General features: G+C 68.9%; 17 protein-coding genes. 9 read left to right on the forward strand and 8 right to left on the reverse strand.

Features of this window, described 5'->3' with window-relative positions:
* Positions 1-531: 531 nt before the first annotated feature.
* The 5 genes from TU31_RS22715 (at position 532) to TU31_RS22735 (ending at position 5,251) form a co-directional block, all read left to right on the forward strand.
* A complete protein-coding gene (locus TU31_RS22715) occupies positions 532-1,296 on the forward strand; it encodes an MHYT domain-containing protein (protein ID WP_042157746.1) in 765 nt (254 codons plus the stop codon).
* 168 nt (positions 1,297-1,464) lie between these two features.
* A complete protein-coding gene (locus TU31_RS22720; protein WP_042157747.1) occupies positions 1,465-3,879 on the forward strand; it encodes a sensor histidine kinase in 2,415 nt (804 codons plus the stop codon).
* Positions 3,876-4,283, forward strand: coding sequence for a roadblock/LC7 domain-containing protein (locus TU31_RS22725; protein WP_042157750.1), 408 nt, complete (start codon positions 3,876-3,878; stop codon positions 4,281-4,283). The genes TU31_RS22720 and TU31_RS22725 overlap by 4 nt, the downstream gene beginning before the upstream one ends.
* 10 nt (positions 4,284-4,293) lie before the next feature.
* Complete coding sequence (locus TU31_RS22730; protein ID WP_042157753.1) at positions 4,294-4,668, forward strand: DUF742 domain-containing protein; 375 nt, start codon at positions 4,294-4,296, stop codon at positions 4,666-4,668.
* Positions 4,649-5,251 carry a GTP-binding protein gene (locus TU31_RS22735; RefSeq protein ID WP_042157755.1) on the forward strand — a complete coding sequence of 201 codons (603 nt, stop codon included), beginning with the start codon at positions 4,649-4,651 and terminating at the stop codon, positions 5,249-5,251. Before TU31_RS22730 ends, TU31_RS22735 begins: the two co-directional genes overlap by 20 nt.
* Here TU31_RS22735 and TU31_RS22740 read toward each other — a convergent pair.
* The 6 genes from TU31_RS22740 to TU31_RS40635 form a co-directional block, all read right to left on the reverse strand.
* Positions 5,203-6,360 carry an NAD(P)-binding domain-containing protein gene (locus TU31_RS22740; protein ID WP_042157756.1) on the reverse strand — a complete coding sequence of 386 codons (1,158 nt, stop codon included), beginning with the start codon at positions 6,358-6,360 and terminating at the stop codon, positions 5,203-5,205. The genes TU31_RS22735 and TU31_RS22740 overlap by 49 nt on opposite strands.
* 236 nt (positions 6,361-6,596) lie before the next feature.
* Positions 6,597-7,802 (reverse strand): LLM class flavin-dependent oxidoreductase, encoded by a 1,206-nt coding sequence (locus tag TU31_RS22745; protein ID WP_042157758.1) that lies wholly within the window; start codon positions 7,800-7,802, stop codon positions 6,597-6,599.
* Position 7,803: 1 nt separating this feature from the next.
* Complete coding sequence (locus tag TU31_RS22750) at positions 7,804-8,847, reverse strand: ABC transporter substrate-binding protein (RefSeq protein ID WP_042157760.1); 1,044 nt, start codon at positions 8,845-8,847, stop codon at positions 7,804-7,806.
* Positions 8,848-8,938: 91 nt separating this feature from the next.
* On the reverse strand, positions 8,939-9,772 hold the full coding sequence (locus TU31_RS22755; protein ID WP_042157762.1) for an ABC transporter ATP-binding protein: 834 nt from the start codon (positions 9,770-9,772) through the stop codon (positions 8,939-8,941).
* A complete protein-coding gene (locus TU31_RS22760) occupies positions 9,745-10,686 on the reverse strand; it encodes an ABC transporter permease (RefSeq protein ID WP_245698638.1) in 942 nt (313 codons plus the stop codon). Before TU31_RS22760 ends, TU31_RS22755 begins: the two co-directional genes overlap by 28 nt.
* Positions 10,687-11,058: 372 nt before the next feature.
* The gene (locus TU31_RS40635; RefSeq protein ID WP_370682753.1) at positions 11,059-11,157 is read right to left on the reverse strand and encodes a putative leader peptide; all 99 of its coding nucleotides are present in this window, start codon (positions 11,155-11,157) and stop codon (positions 11,059-11,061) included.
* A 145-nt stretch (positions 11,158-11,302) separates the two neighbouring features.
* On the opposite strand from TU31_RS40635, the gene TU31_RS22765 reads away from it, so the two are divergent.
* Positions 11,303-11,725 carry a YjbQ family protein gene (locus TU31_RS22765; RefSeq protein ID WP_042157764.1) on the forward strand — a complete coding sequence of 141 codons (423 nt, stop codon included), beginning with the start codon at positions 11,303-11,305 and terminating at the stop codon, positions 11,723-11,725.
* Between the two features lie 132 nt (positions 11,726-11,857).
* Complete coding sequence (locus TU31_RS22770; RefSeq protein ID WP_042157766.1) at positions 11,858-12,214, forward strand: hypothetical protein; 357 nt, start codon at positions 11,858-11,860, stop codon at positions 12,212-12,214.
* A gap of 137 nt (positions 12,215-12,351) precedes the next feature.
* On the opposite strand, the gene TU31_RS22775 is transcribed toward TU31_RS22770, so the two are convergent.
* Positions 12,352-14,988, reverse strand: a complete 2,637-nt coding sequence (locus tag TU31_RS22775; protein ID WP_042157768.1) for an NACHT domain-containing protein — start codon at positions 14,986-14,988, stop codon at positions 12,352-12,354.
* A gap of 691 nt (positions 14,989-15,679) precedes the next feature.
* Between TU31_RS22775 and TU31_RS22780 the strand changes: the two genes are divergently transcribed.
* Positions 15,680-17,749 carry an FAD-dependent oxidoreductase gene (locus TU31_RS22780; RefSeq protein ID WP_042157770.1) on the forward strand — a complete coding sequence of 690 codons (2,070 nt, stop codon included), beginning with the start codon at positions 15,680-15,682 and terminating at the stop codon, positions 17,747-17,749.
* Between the two features lie 338 nt (positions 17,750-18,087).
* Positions 18,088-18,465, forward strand: a complete 378-nt coding sequence (locus tag TU31_RS22785; RefSeq protein ID WP_245698640.1) for a DUF6193 family natural product biosynthesis protein — start codon at positions 18,088-18,090, stop codon at positions 18,463-18,465.
* A 497-nt stretch (positions 18,466-18,962) separates the two neighbouring features.
* Here the strand turns inward: TU31_RS22785 and TU31_RS22790 are convergent, their stop codons facing one another.
* Positions 18,963-19,703 carry a dienelactone hydrolase family protein gene (locus tag TU31_RS22790; protein ID WP_042157772.1) on the reverse strand — a complete coding sequence of 247 codons (741 nt, stop codon included), beginning with the start codon at positions 19,701-19,703 and terminating at the stop codon, positions 18,963-18,965.
* Positions 19,704-19,857 lie beyond the last annotated feature (154 nt).

The raw sequence follows: 19,857 nt of genomic DNA on the forward strand, positions 1-19,857 counted from the left end.
CGGGGACTCAACTCTCCGGACCAGCAGGGGATATCGACCGGAGGCGCGGTAACGGTCTGCGGCAGGTCGCTCGCGCCCCGTCATCATGGCTCGTCGCTGCGAGTCAATTGAAGGCCTCTCCTCTTCGATCATGCTTACCGGCGAACGCCCGCCCCCACGTTCGCGTGTTCGCATCGTGTGGAGACTTCGCAATGCCCCATATGACGCCTCTGCCGCCCTTTTAAGGGGGCATGGTGGAGCTCGTACGGGCATAGTGGTCGCGTGGTGCGTGACCTTTCTCATTGCCGATCTCGTTGCTGAAATGGGCCGGACGGCATTCACCCGGAATTGACGTGCAATCAGAAGTCCCGGGTGCCCGGGCAATGATGGACATATACCCGGAAGTGAGATCACTGAACTCGCCGGTAGCGAAACGGTGCGTCAGGAACTCCGTATTCCCACGAGAATCCCTCGGCGCCGGTGTCCGAGTTTCACAAGACGATCACGTGTTAGCGTCCGTCGCCGCGAACCGAATACGCGAAAGGAAACTCCGTGGGCCACCTGCACCACTTCAGCGCGGGCTGGATATCTCCGGTTCTCGCCTATGCCATGGCATGCGTGGGATCCGCCCTCGGGCTGCGCTGCACCGTGAGGGCGCGAGCGGCCGACGGCCGTTCACGCCGCAATTGGCTGCTGACCGCCTCCATCGCCATCGGCTCCGGCATCTGGACCATGCACTTCATCGCCATGCTCGGATTCGGGGTCACCGGCAGCCCGGTCCACTACGACGTCCCGCTGACCGTGCTCAGCCTGCTGATCGCCATGGTGGTCGTCGGCGCCGGTGTCTTCAGCGTCGGCTACGGTGCCCCCGGGCTGCGCTCGCTGCTGCTCGGCGGCCTGGGCACCGGCGTCGGCGTGGCCGCCATGCACTACCTGGGCATGGCGGCGATGCGGCTGCACGGGCACGTCGGCTTCGACCCGGGGCTGGTCGCGCTCTCGGTCGTCATCGCCGCCGGCGCCGCCACCGCCGCCCTGTGGGCCGCGCTCACCGTGCGGGGCACCATGGGTGCGGTCCTCGCCTCCCTCGTCATGGGGCTCGCGGTCAGCAGCATGCACTACACCGGAATGGCTGCCGTACATATCGAATTGACGCCCAGCCGGGCGCCGTTGACCGGTGTCACCGCAATGGAATTCGTCTTTCCGCTGGCCGTCGCCCTCGGTTCATTTCTCTTCCTCACAGCGGCCTTTGTCGCATTGTCCCCGACCGCCCGTGAGCGTGCCGCAGCCGCCTCCGTCGATTCGCTGCCCGAGCACTGAACTCCGCATCTCGTCAGACCTGTTGAGGAATTCATGCAGATACGACAGACCCCGGACCGATCCGGGCCCGCAGGGGAGGCCCAGCCGCCCGGGAACGGACGCCCTCGGCATGCGCTGCCCACGGTCGCCAAATCCTGTAAATTCGCCACGGATTACCGCGTTCGCCTGATGCCCCGCTCGGTGCGCGCGAAGATCGTCGCGCTGCTCATGGTCCCCGTGGTCTCCCTGATCGCCCTGTGGGCGTTCGCCACCGTCACCACCGCGCGGAATGTCTCCGACCTCCAGCGGCTCAAGGACGTCAACGCCACCCTCGTCGCCCCGGTCGGGGACTTCGTCTCCGCCGTGCAGGAAGAGCGCAGCGCCGCGGCCCGCGCCCTCGCTTCCCCCGATCCCGGACGTCAGCAGACGCTGCGGGAACGCCAGCGGGCCACCGACTCCGCCGCGGTCGCCCTCCGGGACGGCATCGACGCCGGCAGCGCGGACGCGGAGACCACCGACGCCCAGCTGCCCGGCCGTATCGACCGGCTGCTGCACGACGCCGACGGGCTGGCCGCGCTGCGCGGACGTGTCGACGGCAACAAGCCCGACCGGGACCGTCTGGTCGCCGACTACACCGGCGTCGTCGAGGACGGGTTCGCCACCGTCGGCGCGCTGACCGGCGTGGAGAAGACAGCGGTCTCCTCGGAGGCACGCGTCGTCCTGGAACTCTCCCGGGCCCGCGAGGCGCTCGCCCATGAGGACGCGGTCCTCGGTGCCGCCCAGCTCTCCGGCCGGATGTCGCCGGGGCAGTTCGATGCGTTCACCGGCGCGGTGCACACCCAGCGCGCACTGTTCACCGCCGCGGTCGACGATCTGCGGCCCCGGGACGCCGCGGCCTACCACCGGATCCTGGACGGCGCGGCATACCGCGAACTGCGCGCCGCCGAGGACGCCGTACGGGACGCCGGAGCGGGCACCCCGGCCGCCACCGCCGTCCCCGCCGTGCGCTGGACCGATGTCAGCGACACCGTCCTGCACGACCTGCGCGCCGCACAGCGGGCCGCGAGCACCGGGGTGGCCCGGGACGCCGACCCGCTGTCCGCCGGCACCCTCGGCGGACCCGGCATCGCCGTCGTCCTGGGTCTGGCCGGTGTCCTTCTCTCGCTGCTCATCTCGGTCAAGATCGGCCGTCGGCTGGTCGTCGAGCTGGAGCAGCTGCGCAACTCCGCGCTGCGGGTCGCCCGCCGGGATCTCCCTGCCTCCATGCGTCTGCTGCACGCGGGCAAGAAGGTGGACATCGATGCCGTCGCGCCGCTCGGCGACCGCGGCACCGGCCGCGACGAGGTGGGGCAGGTCGGCGAGGCCCTGGTGGCGGTGCACCGTGCCGCGCTCCAGGCGGCGGCGGGCCGAGCCGAGGCGCTCAGCGGTATCTCCGGTGTCTATGTGAGCCTCGCGCGGCGCAGCCAGCTGCTGCTGCACCGCCAGCTCGCCCTGCTGGACACCATGGAACGCCGCACCGAGGACCCGGTGGAACTGGAGGACCTCTTCCGGCTCGACCACCTCACCACCCGGATGCGGCGGCACGCCGAGAGCCTGATCATCCTCTCCGGCGCCGCGCCCGGGCGGGGCTGGCGCCATCCCGTACCCCTGCTCGACGTGGTACGCGCGGCGGTCGCCGAGGTGGAGGACTTCCCGCGGGTCGAGGTGCACTCCGTCGTCGACGCCCGGCTGGCCGGTGGCGCGGTGGCCGACCTCACCCATCTGCTGGCCGAACTCGTCGAGAACGCGGTGATGTTCTCGCCCCCGCAGACCAAGGTGCAGGTACGCGCCGAACGGGTCGGCGCCGGTATCGCCGTGGAGATCCACGACCGCGGCCTCGGAATGGGCAAGGAGGCGCTCGACGAGGCCAACCGCCGGATCCAGGACGCCGAAGAGATCGACCTGCTGGACACCGAACAGCTCGGCCTCTTCGTCGTCAACCGGCTCGCCCACCGCCGGCACGTCAAGGTGGCCCTCCAGCCGTCGGTGTACGGCGGCATCACCGCCGTGGTGCTGGTGCCCGATGCCCTGTTCGCCGCAGGAACGGAGGAGGAGCCGTCGGACGCGCGGAGCACCGAGCCGTCCGAGGCGGGTGCCTCGCTCTTCCACCGGCGTCGGACGGCCGCACATCGGATGCCGGTGGCCGCGGCGCCCCGCCGGCACGCGCTCCCGCCCGCCGAGGCCGGCACCGCGGCGGAACCGCCCGCGGCCGAGCACCGCGCACCCGCCGCCTCCGCCCAGCCGTCCGAAGCGGCGGCGGACCCGGACACCGCACTGCCGCGCCGGGTGCGCCAGGCCCACCTCGCGCCGGAGCTGCGGACGAGTCCCGACCAGCGGCCCGAGTGGGTGCCCCGCACCGAGGGCACGCCCGCACCGCGGCGTTCCCCGGAACAGGCCCGCGCCACCATGGCGTCGCTGCGCGCCGGCTGGGCGCGCGGCCGTGGGGCCACCCCTCCGCCGCAGCCGGCGCCGCGGCACGAGCCACCCGAGCAGCCGCACCCGCAGGACCCGCGGCAACCGAACGGGGCGAACGACAATCCCTCACGAGGAGAAGAAACACCATGACCGGCGACCAGCAGCTTTCCGGCGAACTCAACTGGCTTCTCGACGACTTGGTCTCCCGTGTGCCGGCGATCCGCTCCGCCGTGGTGCTCTCCGGCGACGGGCTGGCCGTCGGTACCTCCAGCGGGCTCACCCGTGACGACAGCGAGCGCTTCGCGGCGATCGCCTCCGGCTTCCACAGCCTCGCCAAGGGAGCGGGCCGGCACTTCGCGGCCGGCCAGGTCATCCAGACCATGGTCGAGCTGGAGGGCGGCTTCCTCTTCGTGGTGGCGGCCGGCGACGGTTCGTGTCTGTCGGTGTTCGGCGACGCCGAGGCCGATATCGGCCTGGTCGCCTACGAGATGGCCCGGCTCGTCAAGCGGGTCGGCGCCCACCTCGGTACCCCCGTGCGCGCCGGATCGGAGTGACCGGCCGCCCATGACCGACTCCACCCCGCGCTGGTACGACGACGAAGCGGGGCCGATGGTCCGGCTCTATGCGATGACCGCCGGGCGGGCCCGGCCGAGCAGTGCGGCCTTCGAGCTGATGGCCGTCGTGCAGGCCGAGCCCCGGCCGGACGAGGACCCCACGCTGTCGCCCGAGCAGCACGCGATTTACCGGCTGTGCGACGAGCGCCCCCGCCCGGTCGCCGAGGTCGCCTCCGACTCCGGGCTTCCCCTGGGGGTGGTCCGGGTGCTGCTGAGCGATCTCCTGGCCGAGGGACTGATCCGCGTCAACCGTCCCGTGCCGCCTGCCCAGTTGCCCGACGCGCACATACTCAGGGAAGTGATCGATGGACTCCGCGCGCTCTGACTCCTTCATGGCCCTCAAGATCCTGGTGGCCGGCGGGTTCGGCGTGGGCAAGACGACCCTCGTCGGCTCCGTCAGCGAGATCCGCCCGCTCAACACGGAGGAACGGCTGACCGAGGCCGGGCGCCCCGTCGACCGGCTCGACGGGGTCCGGCAGAAAACCACGACGACCGTGGCCATGGACTTCGGACGGATCACCATCCACGACGACCTGGCGCTGTACCTGTTCGGCACCCCGGGGCAGAACCGGTTCTGGTTCCTGTGGGACGAGCTGGCGCAGGGCGCGCTCGGCGCGGTGGTGCTCGCCGACACCCGGCGGCTCGCCGACAGCTTCGCGGCCATCGACTACTTCGAGCACCGCAGCATCCCGTTCGTCGTCGCCGTCAACTGCTTCGACGGCGTCCGCGCCCACCGGGCCGAGGAGGTGGCACGCGCCCTGGACCTCGATCCGGCGACCCCGGTGCTGCTGTGCGACGCCCGGGAGCGTGCGTCCTGCAAGGAGGTACTGATCGGTCTGGTCGAGCACGCGGCCTCGGCCTACGAGGCCAGGATGCCCGCCAACTCCCTTTCTCCCTCAGCTGGTTGAGGATCCTCCGTCAGCAGTCGGTGGATGCCGACGGCCGCGGCCCGGCCCGCGCGGTTGGCGCCGATGGTGCTCGCCGACGGCCCGTAACCGACGAGATGGACCCGCGCGTCACGGAGCGTGCGGGTGCCGTCCATCCGGATGCCGCCGCCCGGCTCGCGCAGCCGCAGCGGGGCGAGATGGTCGAGGGCGGGGCGGAAGCCCGTCGCGTAGAGGATCGCGTCGGCTTCCACCGTGCGCCCGTCGCCCCAGACCACACCGGTGGGTGTGAGGCGTTCGAAGAGCGGAAGCCGCTCCAGCACGCCGCTCTCCCGGCCCCGCCGGACCGCCTCGGTCATCGGCAGGCCGGTCACGCTCACCACGCTCCGGGGCGGCAGCCCCTGCCGGACCCGGTCCGCCACCAGTGCGACCGCGGCCCGGCCCTGCTCCTCGCCGAACGGCCCCGCGCGGAACACCGGCGGTCGGCGGGTCACCCAGGTCGTGGCGGCCGCGACCGGTGCGATCTCCAGCAGCTGCTGCACGGCCGAGGTCCCGCCGCCGACCACCACCACACGCGCCGCACGGAAATCCTCCGGGCCCCGGTACTGCGCACTGTGCAGCTGACGCCCGCCGAAGATCTCCTGCCCGGGGAACCGCGGCCAGAACGGCCGGTCCCAGGTCCCGGTCGCGTTGATCAGCGCCCGCGCCGCATAGTTCCCCTCTGACGTCTCGACCAGCAGCCGCCCTCGACCCAGGGGCCCGGCGGACTCCGCCCAGGAAGGATCCGCACCGCCCTCGCGCACCGACAGCACGCTCACCGGCCGGTGCACCCGCAGCCCGAAGGTCCGCTCGTAGCTGTCGAAGTACCCGCCGATCACCTCGGACGACGGCCGCCGCGGATCCGCGCCGGTCAGCTCCATGCCCGGCAGCGCATGCATCCCGTGCACCTTGTCGTACGTCAGCGTGGGCCACCGGAACTGCCAGGCACCGCCCGGGCGTGGCGAGTGATCGAGCAGCACGAAGTCCCGGTCGGGCCGATAGCCGATCCGCCGCAGATGAAAGGCGGCGGCCAGACCGGCCTGCCCGGCACCGACCACCACGACCTCGACCGCACGCACCCCGGTGTTGTTCATGCTTCTACTAACCGGGGGAGGGGGCCAGGTCTTCCCGCCGGGCCAGCGGTTCTTTGCTCCCTGCCCACCGGACCTTCCTTCCTGCCCACCGGCTCTTCGCTCCTGCCGCCGGCCGCCCGTGCCGACCGGACCGTCTGCGGGGAAGCCCGGTGAGCGAGTCGCGCCGTACGCCAGACGGCCGGGCTGCTGAGGCAGCACTGTGCCCCAGCGGCCCAGCCACCCCGCCCGACCGGCGTTCAGCGGCCGCCGGCGATCAGCAACGGTGCTCCACCCGGCGCCGAGGCCGGCCGGCCATTGGCCGCGGGTACGCCGGCCAGCGGAGCGGGACCCGCCTCCAGCAGCCCCCGGGCGGCCAGCTCCGGCCGTACGCCCTCCCCGAACCAGTACGCCTCCTCCAGATGCGGATAACCGGAGAGCACAAAGTGCTCGATGCCCAGGGAGTGGTACTCCTCGATCCGGTCGGCCACCTCCGCATGGCTTCCGACCAGCGCGGTCCCCGCACCACCCCGCACCAGACCGACCCCCGCCCACAGATTGGGCGATATCTCCAGCTTGTCGCGCGAGCCGCCGTGCAGCGCCAGCATCCGCTGCTGTCCCACCGACTCACTCTTGCCCAGCGCCTGCTGCGCGGCCGCCACCGTCGCTGGATCGAGGTCGTCCAGCAGCCGGCCGGCGGTCGCCCAGGCCTCCTTCGAGGAGTCCCGCGAGATGGTGTGCAGACGGATGCCGAACCGGACCGTACGCCCCTCCTTCTCCGCCAGCCCGCGAATCCAGTCGATCTTCTGCTTGACCTCCGCGGGCGGCTCGCCCCAGGTGAGGTACACATCCACATTCCGGGCGGCGACCGGCCCCGCGGCCGCCGACGAGCCGCCGAAGAAGATCTGCGGCAGCGGGTCCGGCGGCAGTGCCGTCAGCCCGCCCTCGACCTGGTAGTGCTCGCCCTGGAAGTCGAACGGCCGGCCACCCCACACGCCCCGTACGATCCGCAGGAACTCATCGGTACGGGCATACCGCCGGTCATGGCCGAGATGATCGCCGAACCGCCGCTGCTCGGTCGAGTCGCCCCCGGTCACCACATTCAGCAGCAGCCGCCCACGCGAGATCCGCTGATAGGTCGCGGCCATCTGCGCCGCCAGCACCGGCGAGATCACCCCGGGCCGGAACGCGACCAGGAACTTCAGCCGCTCGGTGACCTGGGTGAGCGCCACCGTCGTCAGCCAGGCGTCCTCGCACCACGTGCCGGTCGGCGTGAGCACCGCCTCGAACCCCAACTGCTCGGCGGCCTTGGCGATTTGGGCCAGATACTCGATGTCCGGGGCCCGTACCCCGCTCACCGGGGTGATGCGGTCACGCCGGATCCCGCCGTCGGTGTAGGCATGCCGGTCGACGAGGGTCCGGCCGTCGCCGCCGGTCGGCAGAAACCAGTGCAGGTGTACGGACATCTCAGTGGCCCTTTCCATAGGTACGCGGCGCCGTGCCCGAGGGCGGCAGGTCACCGTTGAAACGGCGGTCGACGAACTTCCCGAAGTCGTAGGAACGGGGGATCAGCTTCAGCGCCGCGAACTCGTCGACGATCCGCTGCTCGGAGGCGACGGCCGCCTTGTCCACGGCCACCGCCACCGCCGTCCCCCGGGTGCGTTTGACGGCGTCCAGCGCCACCTTTTCCGGCAGCCCGGTCTCCTTCGCCCAGGCCCCGGCCCAGGCGTCCGGGTGCTTGAACACCCAGTTCTGCGCCCGCCGCAGCCGGTCGGTGTAGTCCTTGAGCGCCGCCGACTTCTTCTTGTCGTCCAGCGCGGCCGGCGCGGCAACCTGGAAGCTGAGTCCGTTGACGACACCCTGCCCGGTGGTCAGCACCCGCGCATCCGCCTGATCCAGGGCCTGCGAGGTGTACGGGTCCCACACCGCCCAGGCAGCCACCTTCCCCCGGGTGAACGTGGCGAGGGCATCGGCCGGCTGAAGGTAGTTGAGCGTGACGTCCTTCGGCGTCAGCCCGGCCTTCTTCAGCGAGGCGATGAGCTGGTAGTGCGCGGAACTGCCCTGGGCCACGGCGATCGACTTGCCCTTGAGCTGCGCCGGCCGCTTGAGCGGGGAGCCCTTCTTCACCAGGATCGTCTCGCCGTCCGACCTGCTGTGGGACCCGGCGATCACCTTGATCTTCGACTTCGCCGCGGCCGCGAACACGGGCGGGGTGTTGCCGACCGCACCGACATCCACCGCCCCGGCGTTGATCGCCTCCAGCAGCGGCGGCCCCGACGTGAACGTCGACCACTTGATCTTGTACGGAAGATCGTCCAGCTCACCGGCGGCCCGCAGCAACGCCTCCGAACCACCCTTCTGGTCCCCGACGTTGAGTGTCAGCGACCCCTTGCCGTCGGTCCCGCTCCCGGTCCCGCCGCCCCCCTCGGCCCGCGACGAACCACCGCAGGCGGCCAGCAGCAGGGCGAACGGAAGCAGCAGGGCGGCTGGGGTGAGGTGGCGTGCTCTCATGGGGTATCCGTTTCGTTCTCGGTGTGGTGGGTCGATCGGTGTTGGGTGTGTCGGGAGGAAGAAATAGGGCGGCGGGCCGGTTCCGGTCTGATCAGGCAGCAGCGACGGAGCCGTCGGCATCCGGGGCCTCCGCGTCGTCCGGCCCGCCCGCTACGTCCTCCGCGGCGCCCTCCACGCCGAGCCGGTCGAGCAAGCGGGCGCGCAGCGCACCGAACCGCGGATCGGAGATATCGCGCGGCCGCGGCAGATCCACCGTGGTCTCGTACGCGATCCGGCCGCCCTCCATCACCAGCGCCCGGTCGGCGAGCAGCAGTGCCTCCTCCACGTCATGGGTGACCAGCAGCACCGCGCAGCCCCGCTCCCGCCACAGCTCGGCCACCAGGCGCTGAGCCTTGATCCGGGTCAGCGCGTCGAGAGCGCCGAACGGCTCGTCGAGCAGCAGCAGATCGGGTTCACGTACCAGCGCACGGGCGAGCGACGCCCGCTGTGCCTCACCCCCGGAGAGCGTCTTGGGCCAGGCATCCGCACGGTGACCGAGCCCGACCTCCGCCAACGCCCGTTCCGCGGCCTCCCGTTCGGGGCGGCCCGGCAGCCCCAGCAGCACATTGCGCCAGACCCGCTTCCAGGGCATCAGCCGCGGTGCCTGGAACGCCACGGCCTTACGGCGCGGCACCAGCACCTCACCCTCGATCTCCCGGTCGAGCCCGGCCAGCACCCGCAGCAGGGTCGACTTACCGCAGCCACTCCGCCCGAGCAATGCCACGAACTCGCCCGGCTGCACGCTCAGTTGGAGGTCATCAATGACGGCACGGCCACCGAAGGCCCGCACCAGCCCCGCCACCTGAACGGCGGCACCGGGAGACCCGGCGTGTGGGCCCGCCTCGCGCGGGGTGTCGCTCACTGACCCGTGAACGTCGGTCGCCATTGCAGCAGCAGCCTTTCGAGGGTACGGACGAGGAAGTCGGCGATGAGCCCGAGGATCGCGTAGACCACCAGGCACACCACGATCACGTCGGTGCGGAAGAATTCCCTGGCCTGATTCATCAGGAAGCCGAGGCCGTCATCGGCGTTGACCTGTTCACCGAAGACCAGCGCCAGCCAGGCGGTGGCCAACGAGTAGCGCAGCCCGGTCATGGCGCCCGGCAGCGCACCCGGCAGCACCACATGCCGGATCAGCCCCCACCGGCTCAGCCCGAGCGAGGTTCCGGCCTCCACCAACTGCGCATCCACGCCACGGATACCGGCATAGACATTCAGATACAGATGGAAGGCCACACCCAGCGAGATCAACGCGATCTTGGGCGCCTCGCCGATGCCCAGCCAGATGATGAACAGCGGAATCACGCCCACCCACGGGATGGAGCGCAGCATCTGCACCGTGGCGTCGACGAGATCCTCCCCGAGCCGCGAAAGCCCCGAGGCGAGCGCCAGCACGACACCGGTCACACCACCCAACAGCAGCCCGACCGCGACCCGTTGGAGCGACACCAGCATCGCCGACGGCAGCGTCCCGTCCGAGACCAGGTCCCCCGCGGTGGCCGCGATGGTCCCCGGCGACGCCAGAATGTCCTCCTCCAGCGCACCACTCGCGCTGAACACCTGCCACAACACCAGCAGCGCGACGGGCCCCACCGTACGGCGCAACCACCGCGGCACCGCCCGCCGCCGCCCCGAGACCGGAACGACCCGCTCCAGCTCCGGCCCGTCACCACAGGAGCCGTCCACCTCCCGGAAGGCATCCACCGCCCCCGCCTCCCCACCCTTGGCGAGCGAAGGCCGGTCTGCTGGAACGGACGGATCGGGCGGGGCATGGCCGTACACGGCCTGATCGACACTCATGGATGCTCCACGGGACGGTGAACGACAAACGAGGGAGAGGGAGAGGAGAAGAGGCGCTAAACGAGGGAGAGGGAGGGGAGAAGAGGCGCACCGCAACGGCCAAACACGGAACCGACACAGCACGCCCAGGAGCCGGCGAAGACACCGGCAAACAACCGGGAACGAATCAACAGACAAGACCCGCGGCAACCCAAAAGGGAGCACATACGGGATGCCGCAAAGCCCTATGGGCGGACGAACACCGCCGAATCCTCGGGCATCAGTGCGTCGGCCACGGGCTCAACGCCAGCAACGTCAGCAACGCCTCAACGCCGGCAATGCCTCAACGCCGCAACGCCTCAACGCCAGCAATGCCTCAACGCCGGCAATGCATCAGCGGCAGCAACGGCCGCCCCCGCGGCGACACGCGGCCGAGGCCACCCGCAGCAGGTCGATGTGACCGCGCGTGGTGAGCAGCGCTGATGTAGACATGTCGCTGAACGTAGCGGCGCGCTCCGAGAGGGGTCAAACACCATCTCGGCTGGTGGACCTTCGTTTCCGGACCATTGCAGCCGCATTGCCGACGACACCCGTGGGGATGCGGACGAGGGCGCACCGTCCATACGAAAATGAACGCATGAGCACCGCATTCACCACCCGCACCCTGGACGTCACCACCGGCTCCACGGAAACCGTTGCCGACCTCACCGCTGACTGCGCCGCCTTCCTCCGCGAGGCAGCCGACGGCCGCGACGGCCTGCTGAACATCTTCGTGCCACACGCCACCGCCGGCATCGCCGTCCTGGAAACCGGCGCCGGCAGCGACGAAGACCTCCTGGCCGCCCTGCACGACCTCCTGCCCGCCGACAACCGCTGGCGCCACCGCCACGGCACCCCCGGCCACGGCCGCGACCACGTCCTCCCCGCCCTCATCCCACCCCACGCCACCCTCCCCGTAGTGGCGGGCCACATGGCACTGGGCACCTGGCAGTCCGTCTGCCTGGTCGACACCAACGTCGACAACCCGAACCGCCAGGTGCGGTTGAGCTTCCTGGGGTGACCAAGATCGTCCTGGAGGTGGCCGTGAATTCTCCGTACCCTGCGTGCAATGCGGCGCGCAGGAAGCGCCAGCCGTACTGCTCCGGCATGGAGGGGTCCTGTCCCGTCCTCGAACATCTGCTGGATCTGCCGGGTGAAGCACCACAAGGCCTGGACGGTCAGCTCGCAGGTGACCAGCTCGTCCCTGCTCCAGCAGGCCATCACATGGCGCGAACTGGACACCGCCGCCAACGTCACCGACGTCCTCGTCTGGCGACTACGACGGCTGGGAAACCTGCCCACGACCGCCGCCCCGACCCTCGCAACGGACAGCGCACGAACGCCCCATCATGAGCGCCGGGCTTCGAAGCGGCAGGCGCCCGAACTGACTCGCGCGGACTACATGGAGATGATCGGCGAGGGAATCAGCCAGGACTACCCGAGCCTGGAGGTCGCGGCCCGGGCTGTGGGCTACGACGGCACGCTCGGTGGCGCCTACCTGCACTCATGAGCGGAATCGCATTCAACGCAGCTTCCACAAGCCGCATATCCCCGAGGGGGCGGCACAGAGCCGCCGGCACAGTGAAGAGGGAGGCCCGGAGGCCCGTGCACGCCATCGGTGGGCATCCGCGGTGCGGACGAAGTCCATCAGGTCGTGGTCAGGCACGCTCGCACAATTTTCGTGGACGGCGGAAGCGCCTCGGATCCCACGAACACGGATTCCTCGGAGAGCCGAATGGTGCGCAGGGACCTGACCTTCTTGAGACTGCTCACGTCGATACTGGCTAGCGGGCTATCGAAGGTGATGGTGCTGAGGTTCGGGAAGTACGCCAGCCACTCCCAGGTGGCGCCCGACTCAGCCTCCACCCACAAATGAGTGAGGCGGGACCGGTCGCAGGAAGTTTGGAACTCCTCAGGTGTGATCGTGCCTGTTATCCGGATGCGCGAACGGCCACCGAACCGTCGGAGCGCATGCAATTCCTGTGCAGTCGAGACGCAGAAGTAGAGATCTTCCTCTCCGAGGTGAGCAATGACTTCCTCGGCGAATCGATCGCACTCGAAGCGACTCCAGACCCTGGCCAGTTCGGAACGCACACGGAGGTCTGAGAGGTCGCGGTATTGGGCCAGTACGGAGATCGCGGCGTCGGTGGCAAGACGGGTCGCGGACAGTACCGTGAAGTAGGCCTCGTCTTCGGAGAGTCCCTGCGGACCGGGAAGCAGATCCAGAACGACTGGTCCCACATCAGCCAGAGCGCGCGCCTGATCCGCCGATCGGGGCGGAATAAGTGCCGCGGCCCGCTGCTCCACCTCCGTCCGCACATCCGGATTCAGTTCTGTCGCATGTTCCAAACAGGCCGCTGCCAGCAGATGGAGACGCCTGCTGTCCTTCTCGGATGTGTCACCTCGTTCTATGAGACCGGTCAACAGCCGGGTTCGCTCCATGGTCCGAGCGTGGGCAACGGACATCCGGATGACGTCTTCCCATTGATCGAGATGCGCGTGCGCGATGAGGAAATCGAAGTCAAGCCCTTCCACAGCAGCCTTGGCACCCAGGTAGTCCTGAAAAGTGCGGTGAATGAAATCCATCGAACCTGCACTTGGTTCGCGCAGGAGACCACTTCGGATCAGTAGGTGGTGATAGATCTCCTCAGCCGTTCCCTGATCGGCGATTTTCGGCATGGCGGGTAGTGCATGCTCCAGCAGCTCGATGGCGTCGGCCCGGTCCATCTCGGAACGACCGTTTCGGATCATCCAGTAGGCCAGCTTCTGGATCAACTGGATGTGGTGTTCCTCGCCGATGCGGATGGTGCCCGGCTTGTAGATTCCTCGCTCACGGTCGCGCCGGGACAGCAGCATGGAAAGGGCGGCGTCGTAGACCTCCTTCCGGCCATCCGGGAGGTAGCCACGACGGTCCTGGTGAAGGGCGCAGATCAGTGCGCACATCAGGGGGTTGGTGGCGAGCCGGCCCAGGTCTTGCTTGTCTCGTACCGACTGCAGGAGATCTGTGGCATAGCGGTCACCAATGCCCGCGGCCTTGTGCCACCGCTTGATGAACTCGGCGACGTTCTCCCGGCTCATCGGAGCGAGGTCGAGTTCTGCGAAGTCGTCACCGACCAACCAGTCCTGGCGTACGGCCGAAGGCCGAGAGGTCACCAGCCACCGGTTGTTCGGGTAGGCACTGACCAGCTCCTGTAGCCAACGGCGAGCCTCTTGGCGTTCGCTTTCCGGAATTTCGTCGATCCCGTCGATCAGGATCAACCCACGTTTTGACCTCAACACCCTGTCGAACCACCCCGTGGGCTGGAGGTTGGCGATGGGGCAGTCAACGGCGGCCAGGAATCCGTCGGGTGTGGGGAGTTTGGCGCCGCCTCGGGTCAGCGTGCGCAGCGGCAGTACAAACGGCACCAGGCCGTAGAGATACAGCAGACGTTCGTCGAGAGCCTTCCGCGCCGTGGATACCGCCAGCCACTGCACGAGGGTAGTTTTCCCTGACCCTGCCACGCCCCGGAGCAATACTCGATCACGGCCGGCCAAGATGTGATCGGCGGGGAGGAGGGTGGGGAGGTCATGCGTTCTGCCGCCCGCTGCGTCCAAGCTCAGATAGGCGGCGTCGAGCGGCCAATTCTCGGGCGCTTCGGACAGATCGAGGCCAAAAATGGTCAATTTGCCGTGCTTGGAGGCGATGTACTCGGCGTAGCGCTCCTCGAAAGGCCCGTCGGCTGGCGACGGAGTGCGGGCGATCAGGGAGTCGATCTTGAGCGATAACTCTTCGATCCGGCGGCTGTGTTCGATCAGCGTACGGGCCACAAAAGTTGATCTCTGGGTGAAGAACTGCAGGATGTGCAGGCACGCGGTGTCGAGCACGCTCGCATGAAGTGTCACCGCGTCGCTGGATAAACCGAGGGTGGCCGAGGGGCTCTGCGACCGCAGATGCCGGGAGAGCGCAAGGTGCCCGAGCTGCACGGCTTGCACGTCGTCCATGTCGATGTAGCCGAGCGATCTCAGTGAGTCCGCTACGGCATGTGCCACAGCACGCTGTTCGTATGCCGGCAGACGTTCCTTGACGCCGGTGGACTGCGCGGCGCGGTTCACCAGTTCCTCGGCGATCTTGTGTAGGTCTTCGTCCGACAGGGCTCGTTTCTCGCCCTTGAACGAAACGAGCTTCGAGACGCGCAGCGGCTTGTCGACCAAACCGGCACCCGGGCCGTCAGCTACGAAGAGTCTCTTGATCAGCGGCGCTACAACGCTTGAGGCGAGGCGAGCACCAATGGCAGCGGCTTCCATTTACTCCCCGGTTGGTGTGAGGACGGCAGCCAACCGTCGGCCCGGCAGCAGCTTAGGAGATGGAGTGATGGGTTGCCCGGAAAACAGTCCAAGTGCGGTGGCGCGCCGCCAATCCCTGCCATGATGCTTGATTCCCAGACCTGACGACCGGTCTCCAAGACTGCGGCCGGGGCCTGGAGACCGATATGAGTGTGGGCGCCAGACGGTCGTGGCCGGGTGCGGTATTCCATACGACGCGGATCGTCTCGGCGGGTCGTGGAGGGACGAAGCGCAAGAGGGCGCCACGTACAGACACGGGCATGGGGCGGGGGACCAGGTCGCTGAGTGCCAGGTACGGGGCGGGGCCGGTTGCTTGCGCCGTGAGGAGCGCCTTCACCGAGTTGGACGGTAAACGCCCCGCCATTTGGCAGCTCGCCACCGCCCTGCGCAACCAGGAGATCCTCTTCAAGGTGCGCGCGCCTCGCACTCGGCCGATGTCACGGACGTCCAGCTGGCGAACCTGCGCCTGGCTTCCCAGCTGGGGGCGGCCCTGTTCCGCATTGCCTTCGGCGAGGGACGAGGGAGCGAGCGTCCGGTTCTCGTGTGGACGTTGACAGGGGAGCCGCGTCATGTAGCGGTTCGAGTGGTTTACCGTCCTCGTCCGTGTGAATGCACTGGCTCTGCGTCGCTCGTATGCCAAGTGTGATGGCCGATGAGTACACAAGATATGAGCACTCCAGGCCTGAGCATTCCGAGCACGAAGAACATGGACGCGGCGAGCGAGGAGCGACTCGCGTCGGATGCTTCACGCGCCTCGCATCCCTCGCCTCGGTCGCACGGCGCGCAGCCCTCACGGCGCTCCGTGGTCACCGCGACCGGTGCCTCGGCGCTCGCTGCCGGGCTCACCGCCGCCTCCGTCGCGCCCGCGACCGCGTTGAGCCCTGCCACCGCACCCTCGACGGTGCCGGCCGCGGTGCCGCCCGGCCTCGATCCCAAGGCGTACACCACGGTCGCCCGCGCCATCGCCGTCTACGACGAGCACGACAAACCCCTCGTCCCGGCCTACGTGAAGGTCATCGAGAACGGCTTGCCCGCCCGCCGGGCGAAAGCAACGAAGCGGGTCCTGATCGTCGGGGCCGGACCGGCCGGTCTGCTCGCCGCCAACCTGCTCAACCGGGCAGGCCACGATGTCGTCGTGATCGAGGCCAACGGCAACCGCGTCGGCGGCCGAATCAAGACGTTCCGCAAGGGCGGCCACGAGAAGGGGGAGCAGCCCTTCGCCGACCCCAAGCAGTACGCCGAAGCCGGGGCCATGCGGCTGCCCGACAGCCACCCGCTCCTTATGGCACTGATCAAGAAGCTCGACCTCGCGCTCCAGGAGTTTTACCTGGTGGATGTGGAGGTCGACAATCCGACGAAGAAGGCCAACCGCACCTGGATTCACGTCAATGGCATCCACATGCGCCGTGCCGACTACGAGAAGAACCCCGAAAAGATCAACGACACCTTCGGTGTCACGGGCCCCAACCGTACGAAGACCGCCTCTGCCATCCTCGCGCAGGCCCTCGAACCTGCACACCAGCTCATCCGGGGTAAGGAGGGGACGGCCCTCGTCAACGGATGGGTCGAGGTTCTCAAGAGGTACGGCCACTGGTCCATGTACCGGTATCTCACCGAAGTCGCCAAACTCGACACCAGGACCATCGACCTCATTGGCACCATCCAGAACCTGACCTCCCGGCTGCACCTCTCCTTCACGCACAGCTTCCTGTCCGCCGCGCTGATCGACCCCAAGACCAAGTTCTGGGAGATCAAGGGCGGCACCGCGCTGCTCGCCGACGCGCTGTACGCGCCTGTGAAGGGAAAGGTAAGGCTCGACAGGCGCGCCTTACGCATCGAACGCAACGGCGGCAAGGTCAGGGTGCACACCGTTTCCGAGGGCTGCCAGACCGGCAAGGGGGGTGTCACGGAGGTCTTCGAGGGCGACGAGGCGATCATCACCGTCCCCTTCTCCGGACTGCGCCACGTGGCCTTCGACCCTCCGCTCACCTACGGCAAGCGCCGGGCCGTCACGGAACTGCACTACGACGCCGCGACCAAGGTGCTGCTGGAGTTCTCCCGCCGTTGGTGGGAGTTCACCGAGGCGCAGTGGAAGGAGGCGCTGAACTCCATCGAGGACAAGCTCTACGAAAAGTACAAGGCGGGCGGGGTCAAACACGGCAAGTACCTCGGCGCGCACAAGTCCGTGAAGGACCTGGGGGTGACGATCCCCGACGAACTCAAGAAGTGCTTCGCCGTCTTCCGGCCCGTCATGAGCGGCGAACCGGAGGCCGCTCATGTCCGTGGCGGCGGCACCGTGAGCGACAACGCCAACCGCTTCATGTACTTCGAGCACGCGCACCCTCTGGAGGGCAGCGACGGAGGCATCATGCTCGCCTCCTACAGCTGGTCCGACGACGCCCTCAAATGGGACGCCTTCGCCGACGAGGAGCGGTATCTGCGCGCGCTCGCCGGAGTGCAGGCTGTCTTCGGCCGCCGCTGCGAGGTCTTCTTCACCAACAAGTGCAAGACCCAGTCGTGGATGCGCGACCACTACGCCTATGGTGAGGCTTCTGTGCTCTTCCCCGGCCAGCACACGGAACTTTTCCCCGACGTCCCCGCGTCCGAAGGGCCGCTGCATTTCGCGGGGGACCACACGTCCATCAAGCCCGCCTGGATCGAAGGCGCCCTCGAATCCGCCGTCCGGACGGCATTGAAGGTCCACACGGGCCGGCAGGGGTGATGGGACGCCCCGGTCCGGCGCCCACTCGCCGGGACACCGGACCGGGGCCCCGTCCGCTCAGCGCCCCCCGTTTTGTTTTTTCGCGGTCCTGCAAGAGGGCCGCTTGCCTCCGGGCCCGACCTGACTGTGTCCCCCTGCCGAGGGGATGACCTGGGGGGTGGTGTCACCGGGCCCGAGGGGTGCCGTTGGAGACGCCGATGAGGGGTCCGACTACGCCCGGCCCGCACGGGACGACGCGAAACGTTTGCCCTCTGGAGGTGCGGCGTGCCCCGGGGCGGGGCCAAGAGTTATCACCGTGAGCTGGCCGAAATCTTTCGGTGTCGAGCAGAATGCGGGGCATGACGGAGGACGCACCCGAGGAAGACATCATCGAAGCCGCATGGCAGAAGCTGCTCACTGCCCATCGCGTGGACGGCCGGTTGCTACGCGCCGCCTACGCCGAGCCCCGACTACGGCAGCTGTTCCCCTGGGTCGGCATGGGCGAGCTGCACTTCAGCCGGTGCACAGAGCTGCGTTGGACCTGGGACGTGCCGTTCATCGCCCCGATGATGGGCGGAGGCTTCTTCGTCGGCGGGCCCTCGCGGTCCCAGAGCGTCGGCCCCGCCCCGACCGCGGAGGCTGCCATCGCGATGGTGGTCGAACGACTCCCGCCGGGCTGCGGTCGAGCCTTCGTCGGCACGCCAGAAGAACTGGCGGAAAAGGAACAGGCGGAGTAGTGAGAGCGGATGCTCCTGTAGACGTCAAGCCGTAGGAGCTAGGTGTGCTGTTTCGACAGTGGTGACGCGGCTGGCTGGGTGTGGCCGCTGATTCCGGTGTGGGTCGGTGGTAGTTGTACCAGTCCAGCCAGTCAGGAAATGCGGCTTGGCGGTCGACGTTTGCTCGACCATGCGGGCCTCCTCGATCTCTCCCGAGCGGTCCTCGACTCCGCCCAAGTCCGCGCTGAAGAGGGGGCGAACTCACAGGTCCGAGGTCCGAGGTCCGAGGTCCGAGGATCGGGGGTAAGCCAGGCATCCAAGATGCATGTCCTGTCGGACACGAACGGGCCGAACGCCGCCCCGACCGGCCGGTACCGCCGACGGCCGGTACCGCCGCGATCGGGGCGGTTGTGCATCTGCCGGCCACGGCCATCGAGGAGGGCCAGGGCCTGTCCTTGATGAGTGGCGTGCCGGCCGGCACCGCCTACGTCTACTGGCCTGGCGGCGCCGGCCGGCGGCTAGCGCAGATGCCGGGCGAAGAACCGGGCCGCGGCGTCCCCCGCGAACTGCGGGACGCCGCTGTGCCCGCCCATGTTGGCGTGCAGCGTCTTTTCCTTGGAGCCGAAGGCATCGAACAGGTCCAGGGCCGCCTGCCGGTCGTTCCCTTCGTCGTCCCACTGCAGCAGGACGTGCAGCGGGATGGTGACCCGTCGGGCCTCCTCGAACATGGCGGCGGGCACGAGACTCCCGGCGAACAGAACGGCGGCCGAGATGCGCGGCTCGACCACCGCGAGCCGGATGCCGATGGAGATCACTCCCCCCGAGTACCCGACCGGGCCGCCGATCTCGGGCAGTGACAGGAGGGCGTCCAGGGCGGCCTGCCATTCCGGGACCGACTTTTCGACGAGCGGGAGGACGAGGGCGTCGATGATCTCGTCGTCGACCGGCTCGCCGGCCTCCATGGCCCGGCGCAGGTTGGCGCGGGCCTGCTCGGCGGCGACCCAACGGGGCCGGTCACCGCTCCCGGGGAGCTCGATGGTGGCCGCGGCGAAGCCGTCCGCCGCGGCGTGCCGGGCCCGCCCCGCCAGCCGGGGGTACATCGTGCGCAGTCCGAGCGGAGGGTGGCCGAGCAGGATCAGCGGCGCCGGTGCGGATGCGGATGCAGATGCGGGCGTCCACAGGGTGCCAGGGATCTCGCCGAGGGTGAATTCGCGTTCGAGGACGCCGTCGTCGAGGTGCTGTTCAGAAGTGAAGTGCATGGTCGTGCCTTTCGGGAGTGCGCTTGAACGGCGCTCCCGGACGACCTATCGCCCGACCGTGACCCCGGAGGGGAGCACCCATGTCGATACTGCGTTCACGGGTACCACCTCCTCGTTCTCTCGCACGGCTTTCCGGAAGGTAGCAGTGGTCGCC

The organism is Streptomyces lydicamycinicus (genome assembly GCF_000829715.2).
Taxonomy (GTDB): Bacteria; Actinomycetota; Actinomycetes; order Streptomycetales; family Streptomycetaceae; genus Streptomyces; species Streptomyces lydicamycinicus.

Bases quoted from the DNA above. Each gene is read 5' to 3' on its own strand.
- TU31_RS40635 (WP_370682753.1), bottom strand. From the start codon at position 11,157: ATGTCTACATCAGCGCTGCTCACCACGCGCGGTCACATCGACCTGCTG.
- TU31_RS22745 (WP_042157758.1), bottom strand. From the start codon at position 7,802: ATGTCCGTACACCTGCACTGGTTTCTGCCGACCGGCGGCGACGGCCGG.
- TU31_RS22730 (WP_042157753.1), top strand. From the start codon at position 4,294: ATGACCGACTCCACCCCGCGCTGGTACGACGACGAAGCGGGGCCGATG.
- TU31_RS22775 (WP_042157768.1), bottom strand. From the start codon at position 14,988: ATGGAAGCCGCTGCCATTGGTGCTCGCCTCGCCTCAAGCGTTGTAGCG.
- TU31_RS22750 (WP_042157760.1), bottom strand. From the start codon at position 8,847: ATGAGAGCACGCCACCTCACCCCAGCCGCCCTGCTGCTTCCGTTCGCC.
- TU31_RS22765 (WP_042157764.1), top strand. From the start codon at position 11,303: ATGAGCACCGCATTCACCACCCGCACCCTGGACGTCACCACCGGCTCC.
- TU31_RS22760 (WP_245698638.1), bottom strand. From the start codon at position 10,686: ATGAGTGTCGATCAGGCCGTGTACGGCCATGCCCCGCCCGATCCGTCC.
- TU31_RS22780 (WP_042157770.1), top strand. From the start codon at position 15,680: ATGAGTACACAAGATATGAGCACTCCAGGCCTGAGCATTCCGAGCACG.
- TU31_RS22720 (WP_042157747.1), top strand. From the start codon at position 1,465: ATGCCCCGCTCGGTGCGCGCGAAGATCGTCGCGCTGCTCATGGTCCCC.
- TU31_RS22755 (WP_042157762.1), bottom strand. From the start codon at position 9,772: ATGGCGACCGACGTTCACGGGTCAGTGAGCGACACCCCGCGCGAGGCG.
- TU31_RS22790 (WP_042157772.1), bottom strand. From the start codon at position 19,703: ATGCACTTCACTTCTGAACAGCACCTCGACGACGGCGTCCTCGAACGC.
- TU31_RS22785 (WP_245698640.1), top strand. From the start codon at position 18,088: ATGACGGAGGACGCACCCGAGGAAGACATCATCGAAGCCGCATGGCAG.
- TU31_RS22740 (WP_042157756.1), bottom strand. From the start codon at position 6,360: ATGAACAACACCGGGGTGCGTGCGGTCGAGGTCGTGGTGGTCGGTGCC.
- TU31_RS22725 (WP_042157750.1), top strand. From the start codon at position 3,876: ATGACCGGCGACCAGCAGCTTTCCGGCGAACTCAACTGGCTTCTCGAC.
- TU31_RS22735 (WP_042157755.1), top strand. From the start codon at position 4,649: ATGGACTCCGCGCGCTCTGACTCCTTCATGGCCCTCAAGATCCTGGTG.